The 18293-nt window shown below is 56.6% G+C and carries 13 protein-coding genes; 8 read left to right on the top strand and 5 right to left on the bottom strand.

Annotated features, from left to right (window positions below; genetic code table 11):
* Positions 1-151 precede the first annotated feature (151 nt).
* Both pyrG and eno read left to right on the top strand, forming a co-directional pair.
* Entirely contained in the window at positions 152-1789 is a 1638-nt protein-coding gene (gene pyrG, locus C2U54_RS23480; protein WP_103180932.1) for a glutamine hydrolyzing CTP synthase, read from the top strand.
* Between the two features lie 82 nt (positions 1790-1871).
* Complete coding sequence (gene eno / locus C2U54_RS23475; RefSeq protein ID WP_103180931.1) at positions 1872-3167, top strand: phosphopyruvate hydratase; 1296 nt, start codon at positions 1872-1874, stop codon at positions 3165-3167.
* Positions 3168-3224: 57 nt separating this feature from the next.
* Here the strand turns inward: eno and C2U54_RS23470 are convergent, their stop codons facing one another.
* Positions 3225-4439, bottom strand: a complete 1215-nt coding sequence (locus C2U54_RS23470; protein WP_103180930.1) for a glycosyltransferase — start codon at positions 4437-4439, stop codon at positions 3225-3227.
* Between the two features lie 251 nt (positions 4440-4690).
* Between C2U54_RS23470 and queE the strand changes: the two genes are divergently transcribed.
* On the top strand, positions 4691-5362 hold the full coding sequence (gene queE, locus C2U54_RS23465; protein WP_103180929.1) for a 7-carboxy-7-deazaguanine synthase QueE: 672 nt from the start codon (positions 4691-4693) through the stop codon (positions 5360-5362).
* 20 nt (positions 5363-5382) lie between these two features.
* Here queE and C2U54_RS23460 read toward each other — a convergent pair whose 3' ends face one another.
* Both C2U54_RS23460 and C2U54_RS23455 read right to left on the bottom strand, forming a co-directional pair.
* Positions 5383-6777, bottom strand: coding sequence for an MFS transporter (locus C2U54_RS23460; protein ID WP_103180928.1), 1395 nt, complete (start codon positions 6775-6777; stop codon positions 5383-5385).
* Positions 6778-6803: 26 nt separating this feature from the next.
* Positions 6804-7973 carry a M20 aminoacylase family protein gene (locus tag C2U54_RS23455; protein WP_103180927.1) on the bottom strand — a complete coding sequence of 390 codons (1170 nt, stop codon included), beginning with the start codon at positions 7971-7973 and terminating at the stop codon, positions 6804-6806.
* Between the two features lie 171 nt (positions 7974-8144).
* Here C2U54_RS23455 and C2U54_RS23450 point away from each other — a divergent pair, with 171 nt between their 5' ends.
* Positions 8145-10469, top strand: coding sequence for a helix-turn-helix domain-containing protein (locus tag C2U54_RS23450; protein ID WP_103180926.1), 2325 nt, complete (start codon positions 8145-8147; stop codon positions 10467-10469).
* On the opposite strand, the gene queD is transcribed toward C2U54_RS23450, so the two are convergent.
* Entirely contained in the window at positions 10470-10832 is a 363-nt protein-coding gene (queD, locus tag C2U54_RS23445; RefSeq protein ID WP_103180925.1) for a 6-carboxytetrahydropterin synthase QueD, read from the bottom strand.
* A 307-nt stretch (positions 10833-11139) separates the two neighbouring features.
* Between queD and cysJ the strand changes: the two genes are divergently transcribed.
* From cysJ to cysH, 3 genes are all read left to right on the top strand, one after another.
* On the top strand, positions 11140-12945 hold the full coding sequence (gene cysJ, locus C2U54_RS23435) for an NADPH-dependent assimilatory sulfite reductase flavoprotein subunit (RefSeq protein WP_103180924.1): 1806 nt from the start codon (positions 11140-11142) through the stop codon (positions 12943-12945).
* The gene (cysI, locus tag C2U54_RS23430) at positions 12945-14657 is read left to right on the top strand and encodes an assimilatory sulfite reductase (NADPH) hemoprotein subunit (RefSeq protein ID WP_103180923.1); all 1713 of its coding nucleotides are present in this window, start codon (positions 12945-12947) and stop codon (positions 14655-14657) included. The genes cysJ and cysI overlap by 1 nt, the downstream gene beginning before the upstream one ends.
* Before the next feature lie 99 nt (positions 14658-14756).
* A complete protein-coding gene (gene cysH, locus C2U54_RS23420; RefSeq protein WP_103180922.1) occupies positions 14757-15491 on the top strand; it encodes a phosphoadenosine phosphosulfate reductase in 735 nt (244 codons plus the stop codon).
* Positions 15492-15565: 74 nt separating this feature from the next.
* Here cysH and C2U54_RS23415 read toward each other — a convergent pair whose 3' ends face one another.
* Complete coding sequence (locus tag C2U54_RS23415) at positions 15566-16609, bottom strand: aminopeptidase (RefSeq protein WP_103180921.1); 1044 nt, start codon at positions 16607-16609, stop codon at positions 15566-15568.
* Positions 16610-16849: 240 nt separating this feature from the next.
* Between C2U54_RS23415 and cysG the strand changes: the two genes are divergently transcribed.
* The gene (gene cysG / locus C2U54_RS23410) at positions 16850-18208 is read left to right on the top strand and encodes a siroheme synthase CysG (protein ID WP_103180920.1); all 1359 of its coding nucleotides are present in this window, start codon (positions 16850-16852) and stop codon (positions 18206-18208) included.
* Positions 18209-18293: the final 85 nt, after the last annotated feature.

Here is an 18293-nt window from a genome sequence, read left to right as displayed (position 1 = left end):
ACCCAAAAGGGGCTATTTTCTCACTCCCAATATGAGTCAAAGCCTGAGACAGGAGACGGAGAATGAAAGTTTGTGGCGCTCGCCGTGTTCGGGTATACTACTTTCCCGTCCTGGTTATTCCATCGTTTCACCCTAACTTCTCAGGTTCAGCATGACAACGAACTATATTTTTGTGACCGGCGGGGTTGTATCCTCTCTGGGTAAAGGCATTGCCGCAGCCTCCCTCGCAGCCATTCTTGAAGCCCGTGGCCTCAATGTGACCATGATGAAGCTGGATCCGTACATCAACGTCGATCCAGGTACCATGAGCCCGATCCAACACGGGGAAGTGTTCGTTACTGAAGACGGCGCTGAAACCGACCTGGACCTGGGTCACTACGAGCGCTTCATTCGCACCAAAATGACCCGCCGTAACAACTTCACGACTGGCCGTATCTACTCCGACGTTCTGCGTAAAGAGCGTCGCGGTGACTACCTGGGCGCAACCGTTCAGGTTATCCCACACATCACCAACGCCATTAAAGAGCGCATCATTGCTGGTGGTGAAGGCCACGACGTCGTGCTGGTAGAAATCGGCGGTACCGTAGGCGATATCGAATCCCTGCCGTTCCTCGAAGCGATCCGTCAGCTGGCGGTTGATATTGGTCGCGAACACGCGCTGTTCATGCACCTGACCCTGGTGCCTTACATGGCTGCCGCAGGTGAAGTGAAAACCAAACCGACTCAGCACTCCGTTAAAGAGCTGCTCTCCATCGGTATTCAGCCAGATATTCTGGTCTGCCGCTCCGATCGTGCGGTTCCGGCCAACGAACGTGCAAAAATTGCATTGTTCTGTAACGTGCCAGAAAAAGCCGTTATTTCAATGAAAGATGTCGATTCCATTTATAAAATCCCGGGCCTGTTGAAATCACAGGGCCTGGACGATTATATTTGTAAACGATTCAGCTTGAACTGTCCGGAAGCTAACCTGTCTGAATGGGAACAGGTTATTTACGAAGAAGCGAACCCGGCAGGCGAAGTGACTATCGGTATGGTCGGCAAGTACATCGAACTGCCGGACGCCTATAAGTCCGTTATCGAAGCGCTGAAACACGGTGGCCTGAAAAACCGCGTAACCGTCAACATCAAGCTGATCGATTCGCAGGATGTTGAAACCCGCGGTGTAGAAATTCTGAAAGATCTGGATGCTATTTTGATCCCTGGCGGCTTCGGCTACCGTGGCGTTGAAGGCAAGATCGCCACCGCACGCTATGCGCGTGAAAACAATATTCCTTACCTCGGCATTTGCCTGGGTATGCAGGTTGCACTGATTGAATTTGCCCGTAATGTGGTGGGCATGGAAAACGCGAACTCTACGGAATTTGTGCCAGACTGTAAGTACCCTGTTGTGGCGCTGATTACCGAATGGCGCGACGAAGAAGGTAACGTCGAAGTCCGTACCGAGAAAAGCGATCTGGGTGGCACGATGCGTCTGGGTTCTCAGGCTTGTCAGCTCTCTGATGACAGCCTGGTACGCCAGATGTACGGTGCGCCAGTCATCACTGAACGCCATCGTCACCGTTATGAAGTGAACAACCTGCTGTTGAAACAAATTGAAGCTGCGGGTCTGCGTATTGCGGGCCGCTCCGGGGATGATCAGTTGGTCGAGATCATCGAAGTGCCGAACCACCCGTGGTTCGTTGCCTGCCAGTTCCACCCGGAATTTACTTCTACGCCGCGTGATGGACATCCGCTGTTTGCTGGCTTTGTGAAAGCCGCGACGGAGTTCCAGAAGCGTCAGGCGAAGTAAGAAAAGTTAGAACGGCAACGCGTACCAGAGGTACGCGTTGTTTGTCTGGAGTTTTAGTTTAACTTGTACTGAGGAAAATCTAATGTCCAAAATCGTTAAAGTCATCGGTCGTGAAATCATCGACTCCCGTGGTAACCCGACTGTTGAAGCCGAAGTACACCTGGAAGGTGGTTTCGTAGGTATGGCTGCTGCGCCGTCAGGTGCTTCTACTGGTTCCCGCGAAGCGCTGGAACTGCGCGATGGCGACAAATCCCGCTTCCTGGGCAAAGGCGTAACCAAAGCGGTTGGCGCAGTAAACGGTCCTATTGCTCAGGCAATCCTTGGCAAAGATGCCAAAGATCAGGCTGGCATTGACAAGATCATGATCGATCTGGACGGTACTGAAAACAAATCTAACTTCGGTGCGAACGCAATCCTGGCTGTTTCCCTGGCTAACGCCAAAGCAGCAGCTGCTTCTAAAGGTCAGCCACTGTTCGAACACATTGCTGAACTGAACGGCACTCCAGGCAAATACTCTATGCCAGTTCCGATGATGAACATCATCAACGGCGGTGAGCACGCTGACAACAACGTCGACATCCAGGAATTCATGATTCAGCCGGTTGGCGCGAAAACTGTTAAAGAAGCCATCCGTATGGGTTCTGAAGTTTTCCATCACCTGGCAAAAGTTCTGAAAGCCAAAGGCATGAACACCGCTGTTGGTGACGAAGGTGGTTATGCACCTAACCTGGGTTCTAACGCCGAAGCACTGGCCGTAATCGCTGAAGCAGTTAAAGCAGCAGGCTACGAGCTGGGCACCGACATCACCCTGGCGATGGACTGTGCAGCATCTGAATTCTACAAAGACGGTAAATACGTTCTGGCTGGCGAAGGCAACAAAGCCTTCTCTTCCGAAGAGTTCACTCACTTCCTGGAAGAGCTGACCAAACAGTACCCAATCGTCTCCATCGAAGATGGTCTGGACGAGTCTGACTGGGATGGTTTCGCATACCAGACTAAAGTCCTGGGCGACAAAATCCAGCTGGTTGGTGATGACCTGTTCGTAACCAACACCAAAATCCTGAAAGAAGGTATCGAGAAAGGCATCGCTAACTCCATCCTGATCAAATTCAACCAGATCGGTTCTCTGACCGAAACTCTGGCTGCGATCAAAATGGCGAAAGACGCTGGCTACACTGCCGTTATCTCTCACCGTTCAGGCGAAACTGAAGACGCGACCATCGCTGACCTGGCTGTTGGTACCGCTGCTGGCCAGATCAAAACCGGTTCTATGAGCCGTTCTGACCGTGTTGCTAAATACAACCAGCTGATTCGTATCGAAGAAGCGCTGGGCGAGAAAGCACCTTACAACGGTCGTAAAGAGATCAAAGGTCAGTAATTCACGCTGAACTTTCATCTTTAGAAAAACCCGCTTCGGCGGGTTTTTTTTTTATCATTACACCGTCGGTACGCGATGACGTGTGCATACCGCCTGTTCAATAATTTCGGCAGCCCGTGCTGCCCCTCCGGCATTTATCAGCTGAGTCTGGAGGGCGGTGATGCGCTGCGTGTATTGCTTATTTTCCAGCAGGTCGAGAAGATGCTGGCTGAGCGTGCGGCTCGGCGAAAAACGGCAGGCCTTCAGGCCAATGCCGCTGAAGACCACTCGGGCGGCGACGCCTGGCTGATCAAACGCCAGAGGTACGGCGAGGATCGGCGTGGCGGTGGCGATGGCATCCATAACCGTATTCAGCCCTGCGTGGGTGATGACGGCGCTGGCATCGCGCAAGACCGCCAGCTGATCGGTAAATCCTACGGTTTGCGCCCCCGCACGCGCCAGCCGGGCGGTTTGACTTGCATTGAGTCTGTCACAGTGGGCAATAAGCAAGGGCACACCAGCCTGTCGGCAGGCGCGGGCAATCGTGCGGAACAGCCCGTAGCGGTAGCCCTGGAGCGTGCCCAGTGAGGCAAAAACAAACGGCTTCTTATTGCCGGTAGAGACCGTTGGCGGATCGTAGCGTAGCGGGCCTACCGCATGGAAGCAGGCGGGCAAGGTGCGTGGAAAATCAAAGCCCGGGATGGTCTGGCTGATTTGCGCCAACGGCGACAGGCATTGATCCAGCCTGGTGCGCGAGGGTAGACCAAACGCCCGGGCATGACAGGCAATGACCCGCCCCTGTTTCGACATCAGCCAGTCATAAACATCCGCGCTGGAGGCGTATAATTTCCGGCTGCGATTGCTGGTGCCATAGCGAAAAGGCATCACCGGCAAGGGAATGGTGTTATCCCGGTTTACCGGCAGGGCGCAGCAGATAGAGATAAAGGGCAGGTTGAGCGCTTGTGCAACCAGCCCTCCTGCCGGCTCCATCTGATCAACAATCACGGCGTCAATATTGTGCTGTCTGAAGGCAAGAGGCAGTTCACGGCACAGCATATCGGTAACGCTTGCCATGTCTGATATCAGGCGGAAAAAACCCGGCTCGTGCATCGCAGACGGCGTCGGGTGACCCACGGCGATGAAGTGCGCCTGCGGTTCCCTGAGCAGCGTGCGGGCCTCTTCCTGCTGAAAAAAAGTGACCCGATGGCCGCGCACGATAAGGTGTTTTGCCAGTGCTTCCATAGCGCGCATATGGCTGTATAACGGTAGCGTTATTACCGCAAAATGGCTCATTCTGCTTGTCCAGTATTCTGATGGCTACTCAGTCAAAGGGGTTAACGTCGACAGCCGGGTGGGCGATATCTTAAAAGCGTAGCGTAAGTTTTAATGTTTTTAACATTGCCTTCTGACCACGGCTTTCCACCCTAAGGCTGTTAACCTGGCTATCCTTAAACTGACAGGAATAAAATCGTGACCGGGGTTGTTTTGCCTGATTATGTGCGATCTGCAATAATGCCCCCCCGTAAATCTGACCAGAGATAACTATGCAGTACCCGATTAACGAGATGTTCCAGACCCTGCAAGGCGAGGGTTACTTCACCGGCGTTCCCGCTATTTTTATTCGTCTGCAGGGATGCCCGGTTGGCTGTGCCTGGTGTGATACCAAACATACCTGGGAAACGCTTAGCGATCGGGAAGTGTCACTGTTCAGCATTCTGGCGAAAACCAAAGAGAGCGACAAATGGGGCGCAGCAAATCCGGAAGATCTGCTGGCGATCATTGGTCGTCAGGGCTGGACGGCGCGCCATGTGGTGATCACCGGCGGTGAACCTTGCATTCACGATCTTATGCCGCTCACCATGCTGCTGGAGAAGAACGGCTTTAGCTGTCAGATTGAGACCAGCGGCACCCATGAAGTGCGCTGCTCCCACACCACCTGGGTGACGGTATCGCCAAAAGTCAATATGCGTGGCGGTTACGACATCCTCTCCCAGGCGCTGGAGCGTGCCGATGAGATCAAACACCCGGTCGGGCGCACGCGCGATATCGAAGCGCTGGACGAGCTGCTGGCAACGCTGACGGACGAAAAACAGCGCGTTATTGCGCTGCAGCCCATCAGCCAGAAAGAGGATGCCACCCGTCTGTGTATTGAGACTTGTATTGCGCGTAACTGGCGTCTGTCGATGCAGACGCACAAATACCTGAACATCGCCTGATAGCCCTGCGGCCTCTGTTACTAAGGGGCCCGCAATTTGGGTAATAACGCCCAGGCCACCACCGCCGAACCGAGACAAATCGCACTGTTAAACAGCAGCGCGTACTGTGCGGCGCTGGCCATGCCCAGCGGCAGCAGCAGGGCATACAGTGAAGCCGTTACGGCGATCCCCATTGCTCCGCCCAGCGAACTGCCCATCTTATAGATCCCTGATGCCACCCCAACTTTGCTCTCTGGGGCGTTCATCACCGCCGTGTCTGTCGATGGCGTGGCATAACAGCCCAGCCCGAGGCCAAACAGGACGTTGCTGAAAAAGACGGTCACGATATAGATCTCTTTGCTCAGGAAAGTGCAGGAGATAAAGGTGATGCCGATTGCGGTCAACACCGGGCCGGTCATCATCGGCAGGCGGGCGCCATAGCGTTGAAGCAGCTTTTCTCCAACGCGAATCATGGCGAGCACCGTCACCAGATACCCCAGCGTCATCATTCCGGTTTGTAAAGGCGTCAGATGATGGCCCTGCTGTAACCAGATGCTGGTGATCATCATGGTGCCAATACAGCCGTTGAGCATGAAGTTTGAGAGCACCGCCGCGCTGTAGGCCCGGTTTTTAAACAGCGCAAAATCAATCAGCGCCGCATCGCCTTTGCGCAGGCCGGTATAGATAAAACCGAGTGCCGCGAGGATCGTTGCCCCCAGCACCGTCAGTGACAGGCCGCTGCCCCAGCCCCAGCTATGCCCTTTGCTGATAAACAGGTTGAGCAGCACCAGCATACAGACAAAACTCACCAACCCGCCAATATCCAGCTTGTGCTGACCAGCACTGGCGCTTCGGCTTTCCGGCGTACCGCGGATCAACAGCAGTGCAGCCAGGGCCATCGCGATGGAAAAAACAAAAATCCAGCGCCAGCCCAGGCTGGTGGCAATCGCGCCGCCAACAAACGAGCTCAGGCCACTGCCGCCCCAGGAGCCAATGACCCAGAAGCTGATCGCCCGCTGGCGCGCTTTACCGTCGTACCAGGTTTTAATCAGCGCCAGTGTCGCGGGCATAATGCAGGCTGCCGACAGCCCCTGGATCGCCCGTCCCAGCAGGAAAAGCACCGGTTCCCGGGTCAGAAACAGCAGGCCGCTGCCGATGATACTCAGCACCAGGCCGATAACCGTCAGGCGCACGCGGCCAAACTTATCGGCAAAGCCACCGCTGGCAACCACAAAGCAGCCGCTGAATAACGCGCTGAGACTGACTGCCAGCGTGAGCGTCTCCAGGGATATGTCGAGGCTATTTTTCATGGCCGGCACGACGTTAATCACCGACTGGGCAAATAACCAGAATGTCAGAACGCTCAGAACAATACCCGCCAGCAGTCGATCGTTACCTGCGAAAGCCGGGGTGCCTGTCAGGGGAACGGTACTCATTGTGCAGCCCTCCTGGGGATATGGGATCAACGCAGATAGTGTTCGGTCAGGGCGCTCCAGAGTGCGGCACCGGTGATCAGGATCTTGTCGTTAAAGTCATAGCCCGGGTTATGCACCATGCAGCGATCCGCTTCATCGCCAGCGCCGATGGTGAAGTAACAGCCGTCAGGGTTCTTTTCAAGCATAAAGGCGAAGTCTTCACTGCCCATGAATGAACCGATAGCGGCCACAGCATCCTGTCCGAACAGATCCTGGGCGACGGTACGCACCATCTCGTTGGCCGCAGGATTATTGATGAGCACCGGGCTGCCGTTGATATGACGGATGGTGGCCGTGGCGTTGAAGCTCTCTGCCTGCGCAACGGCGATATCGTGGATGCGCTGCAGAACGGTTTGACGCACCTTTTCGTTCAGGGTGCGCACGGTCAGTTTCATCAGAACTTTGTCGTTGATGATGTTGGGCGCATGACCGGCCTGAATACTGCCGACCGTCACCACGGCGGGTTCAAATGGAGTGATATTGCGCGACACAATCGACTGCAGGGCGAGGGTAATATGGCAGGCCACCAGCGTCGCATCGACGGTATGTTCCGGCAGGGCACCGTGCCCACCCACGCCATTAACTTCAATGTGTATAGTGTCCGAGGAAGCCATCATGGCGCCATCGCGCAGGCCAATTTTGCCCAGTTTCTGCCCCGGCATATTATGCAGGCCAAAAATATGGTCGCAGGGGAAGGTCTCAAACAGGCCATCTTCGACCATCACCCGTCCGCCATACAGGAGCTCTTCCGCTGGCTGGAAAATCAGGTGCAGCGTGCCGTTAAAGTTGCGGGTGCGCGCCAGGTACTCGGCGGCATAGAGCAGGGTGGTGGTGTGGCCGTCGTGACCGCAGCCGTGGAATTTGCCTTCAACGGTGCTGCTCCACGCTTTGCCGCTCTCCTCCTGCATCGGCAACGCATCCATATCGGCGCGAAGACCAAGACGTTTGCTGCCGTTGCCCACTTTCAGGGTGCCGACCACCCCGGTTTTTGCCATCCCGTGATGTACCTCATATCCCCATTGCTGAAGCAGTTCCGCAACGCGCTGGCTGGTTTGCTGCTCCTCAAAACCGATCTCAGGATGCTGATGAAAATGTCGCCGCAGCTCAATAAACTGCGCTTCGTTGCCCTGCAGTGCTTCAACAATCGGATGTGTCATTTTTGTTATCCTTTTTTTATCAAACAATGCTAATTTCGAGTTTATGCCGATCGCAGCGACGGAAAATGCACTTTTTTGTTGTGAAGCGACGCATTATTTCTGATTGTTTTTCATACAATTCCGTTATGACAAAAAACAGCGCGTCATAATTTGTCTTCCCTGGAGGAACACATGGAGCAACGGGGTAGCGAGTTTTGGGTGAAGGTGCAGGATATTCGTCAGTTTCATCAGGAGGAGGACGACGCGCTGACGCTGCTGTGGCTGCTGGAAGGGAGCGCCGACCTGCACACCGACCAGCGGCAGATGACCCTGACAGCGGATAGCCTGACGATCGTTAATCGCAATCAACGCTGGCAGCTCACCAGCGAGAGCGGCAATACGACGATGTGTGTCATGCTTTCCGGGCGCTGGATCCAGCAGCTCTGTAGCGACTTTTTTACCCATGATTACGCCATCCCGCCCGAAGCCGGGAGCGGCTGGCCTCCTGGTGATGAGCTACGCCATCTTCTGCGCCAACTGCTGGTCTGCACCCTGATCAACGATCAGCATCGCTACCGGCTGGAGGCGACCCGCTGGCTGAGCGAGATCCTGCTCCTGCTGACCAGCCGGTTTCAGCAACCCGCCCGCCTGCTTCTGCGGGAACATCATCCGGGCGTAAGCAAACGCATCGCCCGAGTGGTGGAACGCATCAACGCCAGCTACACCCGACGCATTACGCTTGCTGAAATCGCCGGAAGCGAATTTGTTTCAGAAGCCTGGCTCTCCCGTCTTTTTCGCAAAGAGATGGGCGTCAGTTTTATGCAGTACATTACCACCCTGCGCCTTGAGAAGGCGGCCGACGCGCTTCGCCTGACCAACCGTCCGCTGCATCAGATTGCGCTGGAGCAGGGGTTCGCCAGTACGCGGATGATGAGCGATCTGTTCCGGCGTCATCACCAGATGGCCCCGGGAGCGTATCGCAAACAACGTCGTCATCACGCCGGGATGCCCCGTCTACGTCCAGGCAATGGGGAGCAGCGTTATCCGGTGGCAGTGGACAAGCTCTTCAGCCTGCTAAATGAAGCCGAAACGCGCGGTCGGGAGCCGTTGCCATTAACCCCGCATCCGGTGCAGGAGAGGGTGCTCGATCTGCATCTTCTCAAGCCCGCCGCGCCGCTGCGTCATACCCGAATGGTAGTGACGGTGCGTGAGCTGGACGATCTGCTGCGGGAGGATGTGCGCCGGGAGCTGGAAAAGCTGGGGGAGGCGATGCCTCTTTTCGGGATTGATATCGCTGAGCCATTTCTCAGTAGCCGCCTGTTTGCCAGCGGCTGGGACGATCCGCTGATGGCAGGTTATGCCTGCTGGTACAACCTTCATCAGGTCTTCAGCTGGCTTGCTCAAAAACAGTGGACGGTGCTGCTGCATACCGGCCTGACAACCCGCACCGACCTGCTGGCGCGTTTCTTACAGCAGTCGGTCAATCACTTTTCGCCTGAGATTACCGATCGCTGGCAATTTGTGATGCACTGGTCAACGCAGGCGAGCGAGGAGACAAGAGCGCAGGTCTGGCAGGCTCAGCGGGCGACGCTGCGGGAATATCTGCCGCAGGCGACGTTCGGCGTGTGGCACCGTTTTGCGCCCGGGCACACGGGGCATAACGATGAGGCTCTGCTGGACTCGACTCTCCTCACCCAGGCCGATTTTTTGGCCTGTCCGGCCGATGCCAATGAGCTTCTCGATCTGGCGCAGCTGGATCCGGCTCATCTCTCTTCCTCTGAAAACTATCCGGTGCAGAAGGTCCGGCAGATCCTGACCTCGCTTCGTCAGCGAAAGCTCTCGCTTCCGGTATGGCTGCTGTCGTGGAATACCCTCACCGGCAACACGCGCGCCACCAACGGCTGGTTTTTTCGTGGGGCACTGCTGATGCAAAACCTGCTCGGACTGTCGGAACAGGTGTGGCTGGCCGGGTTCTGGCTCAACTCGGGCTTACAGGGGGAAGCGCGGGCCAACAATACCATCGATACCTCGAGCCTGGCGCTGCAGTATAACCACGGCCTGCCGCGCCCGATCTATTGGGTAGTCTGGCTGTGGCGACGCCTGCGCGGTGAGGTGTTAGTCAACGAAAAGAATCTTCTGCTATTGCGCCACCACAACGGATACCAACTGCTGCTGCGCAATACGGTGGTGTTTAACCCGTTACTCTCCAGCGAAGAGGCTTTCATTCAGCGTTTTCGCCAGCAGTACTACGTTCAGCTGAAGGGGCTAAGCGGCAGGTGGCGGATTAAGTGTCATCTGTTTGATCAGCACAACGGCGCGCTGTACCCCTTGATTGAAGGCGTGCGCAGTGAAAGGGGACCTGACGAAGAGATGTGGCGCTGGATGGAGCATAAAGCGCGTCCAACGTTGTCAATGCGTGATGAACGGCTTCATGATGGCTGGCAGATTACGGCGTCGCTGGAAAGCAACGCGCTGATGCTCTTTGAGCTCGCGCCGTTGCTCTCTCATGAGACGTAATTATTCGCCGCGGTAGACGCAGCCCGCGGTGCAGGTCTCTTTGATCATTACCGCACTCAGCAGCGGCACCAGCGGTTTGATCTCGTTCCAGATCCATTTTGCCAGCACTTCGCTGGTCGGATTTTCAAGACCCGGAATATCGTTCAGATAGTAATGATCGAGGCGATCGTAGGTCGGCTTGAAGGCGGCCTTCAGCTCGGCAAAATCCATGATCCAACCGGTATACGGATCGACTTCACCCGTGATCTCCAGACGCACCATAAAGGAGTGTCCGTGCAGACGACCACATTTATGCCCTTCCGGGACGTGAGGCAGATGGTGGGCGGCTTCGAAGATGAAATCTTTAAACAGTGTGGTGGACATCGTGGACTCTCAAAAATGCGGAAAAAACCGCCGTAGAGTACCGGAAAGTACATTTTTTATCATTAACTAAAACGGGCATTATGGTCAGGAGCACCTGACAGCGTAATAATGGCTGTTTTTTGTTTTATTTTTCAAAGAGATGGTTAATCACTTTTATTGTTAAGAACAATAGCTAAAAGAGGTTAGTCCATTTGGTTATTTATTATTTCCATCCTGTCTTTAATTGTTATGATCCGCGCCGTTAACCTTACACTCTGTTCTGTCTTTCAGATAAAAATTCAGCTTTGCTACTGGAACATAACGACGCATGACAACACAGGCCCCACCTTCAAATTTGCTTCCCCTGAACCCGGAGCAACTGGCACGCCTGCAGGCGGCCACCACTGACTTTTCACCCACCCAGCTGGCCTGGGTATCCGGTTATTTCTGGGGAATGCTCAATCAACAGCCGGGTGCTGTGGCGAGTGCGCCGGCTACGGCTGTAGAGATCCCGGCAATCACGCTTATCTCCGCCTCGCAAACCGGCAACGCCCGTCGCGTGGCGGAAGCCCTGCGCGACGATCTGCTCGCAGCCAAACTGAACGTGAACCTGGTGAACGCCGGGGACTATAAATTTAAGCAAATCGCGTCAGAGAAGCTGGTTATCGTTGTGACCTCAACCCAGGGCGAAGGTGAGCCGCCTGAAGAAGCGGTTGCGCTGCATAAGTTCCTGTTCTCGAAAAAAGCGCCAAAACTGGCGGGCACCGCCTTTGCGGTCTTCGGCCTTGGCGACTCTTCCTATGAATTCTTCTGCCAGTCGGGCAAAGATTTCGACAGCAAACTGGCCGAGTTGGGGGCAGAACGCCTGCTGGACCGCGTCGATACCGACGTTGAATACCAGTCTGCGGCGGCCGAATGGCGCGCGCGCATTGTCGAGGTGCTGAAAGCCCGCGTACCGACCGGGACGCCAGCCCAGGCGGCAGCCACCGCCGCTGGCGCAGTCAACGACATTCACACCAGCCCTTACACCAAAGAGGCCCCGCTGACGGCGAGCCTCTCGGTGAACCAGAAAATCACCGGTCGCGATTCAGAGAAAGATGTGCGCCATATCGAAATCGATCTCGGCGACTCGGGTCTGCGCTACCAGCCGGGTGATGCCCTTGGCGTCTGGTACCAGAACGATCCGGCGCTGGTGAAAGAGCTGGTTGAGCTGCTGTGGCTGAAGGGTGACGAGTCGGTCAGCGTGGAAGGCAAAACGCTGCCGCTCTCTGAAGCGCTGCAGTGGCATTTCGAGCTGACCGTTAATACCGCGAACATCGTGGAGAACTACGCCACGCTGACCCGCAGCGAATCCTTGCTGCCGCTGGTGGGCGATAAAGCCAGGCTGCAACACTACGCCGCCGCCACGCCCATCGTGGATATGGTGCGTTTCGCGCCAGCCCAGCTGGATGCCCAGGCGTTAATCGACCTGCTGCGTCCGCTGACGCCGCGCCTCTACTCTATCGCTTCTGCGCAGGCCGAGGTGGAGAACGAAGTCCACGTCACCGTGGGCGTCGTGCGTTACGACATCGAAGGGCGCGCCCGCGCCGGCGGCGCGTCGAGCTTCCTTGCGGATCGCGTGGAAGAAGAGGGCGAGGTGCGGGTCTTTATCGAGCACAACGACAACTTCCGCCTGCCCGCTAACCCGGAAACCCCGGTGATCATGATTGGTCCGGGCACCGGTATTGCGCCGTTCCGCGCCTTTATGCAGCAGCGCGCCGCTGACGAAGCGCCAGGTAAAAACTGGTTGTTCTTCGGCAACCCGCACTTCACCGAAGATTTCCTCTATCAGGTGGAGTGGCAGCGCTACGTTAAAGAGGGCGTACTGAGCCGCATCGATCTGGCCTGGTCTCGCGATCAGAAAGAAAAAATCTACGTACAAGACAAACTGCGCGAACAGGGCGCAGAGCTGTGGCGCTGGATCAATGACGGTGCCCACATTTATGTCTGCGGCGACGCCAATCGCATGGCGAAAGACGTTGAGCAGGCTTTACTGGAAGTGATTGCCCAATTCGGCGGTATGGATGCCGAAGCGGCGGATGAATATTTAAGTGAGCTGCGCGTCGAGCGCCGTTATCAGCGAGATGTCTACTAATGAGCGAAAAACATCCTGGCCCACTGGTGGTCGAAGGCAAACTGTCTGATGCCGAGCGCATGAAGGTTGAGAGTAACTACCTGCGCGGCACCATTGCCGAAGATTTAAATGACGGTCTGACCGGCGGTTTCAAAGGCGACAACTTCCTGCTGATCCGTTTCCATGGCATGTACCAGCAGGACGACCGCGATATCCGCGCCGAGCGTGCTGAACAGAAGCTGGAGCCGCGTCATGCGATGCTGCTGCGCTGCCGCCTGCCGGGTGGCATCATCACCACCAAACAGTGGCAGGCGATCGACAAGTTTGCCGGTGAAAATACAATTTACGGCAGCATCCGTCTGACCAACCGTCAGACCTTCCAGTTCCACGGCATTCTGAAGAAGAACGTGAAGCCGGTACACCAGATGCTGCACTCCGTCGGGCTGGACGCGCTGGCGACCGCCAACGACATGAACCGTAACGTGCTCTGCACCTCTAACCCGTACGAGTCCGAGCTGCATGCCGAAGCGTACGAGTGGGCGAAGAAGATCTCCGAGCATCTGCTGCCGCGTACCCGCGCTTATGCCGAGATCTGGCTCGATCAGGAGAAAGTGGCGACCACCGACGAAGAGCCAATTCTGGGCCAGACCTACCTGCCGCGTAAGTTCAAAACCACGGTGGTGATCCCGCCGCAGAACGATATCGATCTGCACGCCAACGACATGAACTTCGTGGCCATTGCCGAGAACGGCAAGCTGGTGGGCTTTAACCTGCTGGTGGGCGGCGGTCTCTCTATTGAACACGGTAACAAAAAGACTTACGCCCGTACCGCGAGCGAGTTTGGCTATCTGCCGCTGGAGCACACCCTGGCGGTGGCGGAAGCGGTAGTGACCACCCAGCGCGACTGGGGTAACCGTACCGATCGTAAAAACGCCAAGACCAAATACACCCTTGAGCGCGTGGGCGTTGAGACGTTCAAAGCCGAAGTGGAACGCCGTGCGGGTATCAAGTTTGAGCCGATCCGCCCGTACGAATTCACCGGGCGTGGGGATCGTATTGGCTGGGTAAAAGGTATCGACGATAAATGGCACCTGACGCTGTTTATTGAAAATGGCCGTATCCTGGACTATCCGGGTCGCCCGCTGAAAACCGGCCTGCTGGAGATCGCGAAGATCCACCAGGGCGAGTTCCGTATCACCGCCAACCAGAACCTGATCATTGCCGGCGTGCCGGAAAGCCAGAAGGCGAAGATCGAGAAGCTGGCGCGGGATCATGCTCTGATGGAGGCGGTTAAACCGCAGCGCGAAAACTCCATGGCCTGCGTCTCGTTCCCGACCTGTCCGCTGGCGATGGCTGAAGCTGAGCGTTTCCTGCCGTCGTTCACCGACAAGGTTGAAGCGATTCTGGAAAAACATGGCATTCCGAACGAACATATCGTGATGCGCGTGACCGGCTGCCCGAACGGCTGCGGCCGCGCGATGCTGGCCGAGCTGGGGCTGGTGGGCAAAGCGCCAGGGCGCTATAACCTGCACCTGGGCGGCAACCGTATCGGCACCCGTATTCCGCGCATGTTCCGGGAAAACATCACCGAGCCGGAAATCCTTGATTCCATCGACCTGCTTATCGGGCGCTGGGCGAAAGAGCGCGAAGCGGGTGAAGGCTTCGGCGACTTTACGGTGCGTGCGGGCATCATTCGCCCGGTGCTCGATCCCGCACGGGATTTCTGGGAGTAACCCACCCTTTGCCCGGTGGCGCTTCGCTTACCGGGCCTACGGGTTTTGTAGGCCGGGCAAACGCAGTGCCGTCCGGCAAAACAGGCAAACGAGGTTCTTATGTCCGTACTCGATCTAAACGCCCTTAACGATCTGCCAAAAGTCGAACGCATTCTGGCGCTGGCCGAAACCAACGCCCAGCTGGAGAAGCTGGACGCCGAAGGGCGTGTCGCCTGGGCGCTGGAGAATCTGCCGGGCGAATATGTGCTGTCGTCGAGCTTCGGTATTCAGGCGGCGGTCAGCCTGCATCTGGTGAATAAAATTCGCCCGGATATCCCGGTGATCCTCACCGATACCGGCTACCTCTTCCCGGAAACCTATCAGTTTATCGATGAGCTGACGGATAAGCTTAAGCTGAACCTGAAGGTCTACCGCGCAGAGCAGAGCGCGGCCTGGCAGGAAGCACGCTACGGCAAGATGTGGGAGCAGGGCGTCGAGGGCATTGAGAAATATAATGCCATCAACAAAGTTGAGCCGATGAACCGGGCGCTGTCCGAGCTCAACGCCAAAACCTGGTTTGCCGGCCTGCGCCGGGATCAGTCCGGTAGCCGGGCCTCTTTACCGGTTCTGGCGATCCAGCGCGGGGTGTTCAAAGTGCTGCCGATTATCGACTGGGACAACCGGACCGTATACCAGTACCTGCAACAGCATGGCCTGAAGTATCACCCGCTGTGGGATCAGGGCTATCTGTCGGTAGGGGATACCCACACTACCCGTAAATGGGAGCCGGGTATGGCAGAAGAAGAGACCCGTTTCTTTGGCCTCAAGCGCGAGTGCGGGCTGCACGAAGGGTAATGTTTTGCCCGGTGGCGACTACCCCTTACCTGGTCTACACTTGCGCACCCTGTCGCCCCGGTAAGCCCAGGGCCTCAGGCTTTCCCCGCTTTCGCCAGCTCTTTCACCAGCGGCAGCATCACCCGTACCACATCCCGGCTGCGGTGTTCAATCCGCTGCGGCAATGCCTTGTCGATGTGCTGCAGATTATCCAGCCTGACGTCGTGCCAGCTTGTTCCCGCTGGAAACGCTTTTGATTTTGCCTGCTGCTGATAACCATCCTTTTTGCCCAGGGACCAGTTGGTCGCTTCGACATACAGCACCGGGATCCCGGCTTTATCGAACACCTCGCCATCATTGCAGCAGCCGGTGCCTTTCGGATACGCGGCGTTGCCGCCCGGGTTGGTGGCAGCATAGATGCCGTGGGCGCGGGCAATCGCCAGCGCGCGGTCGCGGGTTAACTTGCGTACCGGTCCTGGGGTGGTTTTGCCGCTGTTGAAATAGAGCTTATCCCCCACAATCAAATTATCGAGGTTGATCACCAGCAGGGTGTTTTTCTTCTCGGCCGCGCTCATGCGTTTAAGGACATTCTCGGCACCCAGCCGTCCCTCTTCCTCGCCGCTGGTGGCGATAAAGCGGATGCTGTACTGGGTGGGAATATTTTTTAGCTGATCGGCCAGCTCCAGCATCACGCCGACCCCAGCGGCATTATCATCAATGCCCTGTAACGTGAGGCCGCCAAGATTGTTGTCGGCATCGCTGTCGCTCATCGGAGCATAGGTGTCGAGGTGCGCCAGAATAATAATCTGCTGCGCGGCTTTGCCTTCATGGGCCGCAATCACGGTACTGCCGGTGACGTTGTGCCAGTTTTTATTCAGATTACGTGAGGTATAGATGTAGCGGCTCTGAAATGTGCGGATATCGCTCTGGTAGCCCATCCCGGCGAACTGCTGGCGCACGTAGTCAGCGGAGAGCATTTCGGCGGGGGTGCCGGTCATCCGACCCGGGAAAAAGGTGGCAATATGACGTGCCTGCGTCGCGGCCATCTCACCCAGGGGCGAGGTCTTAGCCTGAACCGTTCCGATTAAGCAAACGCCGAGCGCCAGGGCAGCGTATCGGTGGCGCATTGCGGAAAACATAGTGAGTCCTTAAAAAAATAACGCAAAATTTTAACGCGCTTAGTATGAAACTGTGACCGCGCTTACACAATTTGATTTGCGCTTAAATGCCCGGAATGTCGCGCGTTAAGCACTTTTTGATATGAGCTTTTTCAGGGCGTTATTCCATTGAGTAACTACTCATTCCAATTCGTAATTTCATTCGCTCGTAGCCGCCCCCTATAGTCCCCCTATTCCTGGTTGTTAGCGAGTTGTAGCATTGTGGATTACCTTCCTTTATTCGCTGCTGTAAAAGACCGCCCGGTGCTGGTTGTCGGCAGCGGCGAAATCGCTGAGCGCAAAATTGCCTTTTTACATCGGGCAGGCGCTCGCGTGCAGGTTGTTGCCGAAGCGGACTTTGCTGAATCGCAAATCGACAATGTGGTGCTGGTGATTGCCGCCACCGAAAACCGGGCGCTCAACCAGCGCGTCTCCGATGCCGCCCACGCCCGTCACCGCCTGGTGAACGTGGTGGACGACCAGCCGCTCTGCTCCTTTATCTTTCCGTCAATTGTCGATCGCTCGCCGCTGCTGGTGGCGATCTCTTCTGGCGGGACTGCCCCGGTGCTGGCCCGCGTCTTGCGGGAAAAAATCGAAGCGCTGCTGCCGACAAGCCTGGGCCGCATGGCCGAGAAGGCCAGCTACTGGCGCAACCATCTGAAAACCCGCCTGACCAGCGTGGCGGAACGCCGTCGCTTCTGGGAGCGCGTATTTCGTGGCCGTTTTGCCAGCCTGATGCAGGCCGGTAATGAGACGGCAGCGCAACAGCTTCTTGAAGACGAACTCGATAACCCCGGCAGCACTGGCGGGGAGATCATTCTGGTGGGCGCCGGGCCAGGCGATGCTGGCCTGCTGACCCTGCGGGGGTTGCAGGTTCTGCAGGACGCCGATGTGGTTTTCTATGACCACCTGGTGAGCGACGGCGTGCGCGAGCTGATTCGTCGCGACGCCGAGCAAATCTGTGTGGGCAAACGCGCGGGCGGGCACGCTGTTCCCCAGCACGATACCAACCAGATGCTGATTGCGGCGGCCAAAGCGGGCAAAACCGTGGTACGCCTGAAAGGCGGCGATCCGTTCATCTTTGGTCGCGGTGGCGAAGAGTTGCAGGCGGCAGCCGAAGCGGGCGTACCTTTCCAGGTGGTGCCGGGGATCACCGCGGCCTCGGCGGTCACGGCTTATGCCGGCATTCCCCTGACGCACCGTGATTACGCCCAGAGCGTTACTTTTGTCACCGGCCACTACAAGGCCGACAGCACCCCGTTTGACTGGACGCATCTGGCGCAGAGCCGTCAGACGCTGGCGATCTATATGGGCACCATGAAGGCAGCGGAAATCAGTGAACAACTTATTGGTCACGGGCGCGATGCAGATACGCCTGTGGCAGTGATATCCCGCGGCACGCGCGTCGATCAGCACGTGGTGACCGGCACATTACAACACCTTGCAACCCTGGCGAAAGACGCCCCGATGCCCGCCCTGATTGTGGTGGGGGAAGTGGTGCAGCTCCACAGCACCCTCGCCTGGTTCCAACATACAACCGACACAGAAGGCTTTAGTTCTTCTGTTGTCAATTTGGCTTAGTCCTGGAGCAACAGGCTATTTTATTTGCCATTTTTGCCCCGGGCTGTGCTCGCAATCCTCACGTACTTGAGTACGCTCCGGTTGC

The sequence above is a fragment of the Leclercia sp. LSNIH1 genome (genome assembly GCF_002902985.1).
GTDB lineage: Bacteria > Pseudomonadota > Gammaproteobacteria > Enterobacterales > Enterobacteriaceae > Enterobacter.
Note: the sequence above shows the minus strand (reverse complement) of the source record. Positions and strands in the feature narration are given on the sequence as shown.

Coding starts and splice junctions, on each gene's coding strand:
- cysH (WP_103180922.1), top strand. CDS start 14,757: ATGTCCGTACTCGATCTAAACGCCCTTAACGATCTGCCAAAAGTCGAA.
- pyrG (WP_103180932.1), top strand. CDS start 152: ATGACAACGAACTATATTTTTGTGACCGGCGGGGTTGTATCCTCTCTG.
- C2U54_RS23460 (WP_103180928.1), bottom strand. CDS start 6,777: ATGAGTACCGTTCCCCTGACAGGCACCCCGGCTTTCGCAGGTAACGAT.
- cysJ (WP_103180924.1), top strand. CDS start 11,140: ATGACAACACAGGCCCCACCTTCAAATTTGCTTCCCCTGAACCCGGAG.
- cysI (WP_103180923.1), top strand. CDS start 12,945: ATGAGCGAAAAACATCCTGGCCCACTGGTGGTCGAAGGCAAACTGTCT.
- C2U54_RS23470 (WP_103180930.1), bottom strand. CDS start 4,439: ATGAGCCATTTTGCGGTAATAACGCTACCGTTATACAGCCATATGCGC.
- eno (WP_103180931.1), top strand. CDS start 1,872: ATGTCCAAAATCGTTAAAGTCATCGGTCGTGAAATCATCGACTCCCGT.
- C2U54_RS23455 (WP_103180927.1), bottom strand. CDS start 7,973: ATGACACATCCGATTGTTGAAGCACTGCAGGGCAACGAAGCGCAGTTT.
- queE (WP_103180929.1), top strand. CDS start 4,691: ATGCAGTACCCGATTAACGAGATGTTCCAGACCCTGCAAGGCGAGGGT.
- C2U54_RS23415 (WP_103180921.1), bottom strand. CDS start 16,609: ATGTTTTCCGCAATGCGCCACCGATACGCTGCCCTGGCGCTCGGCGTT.
- C2U54_RS23450 (WP_103180926.1), top strand. CDS start 8,145: ATGGAGCAACGGGGTAGCGAGTTTTGGGTGAAGGTGCAGGATATTCGT.
- queD (WP_103180925.1), bottom strand. CDS start 10,832: ATGTCCACCACACTGTTTAAAGATTTCATCTTCGAAGCCGCCCACCAT.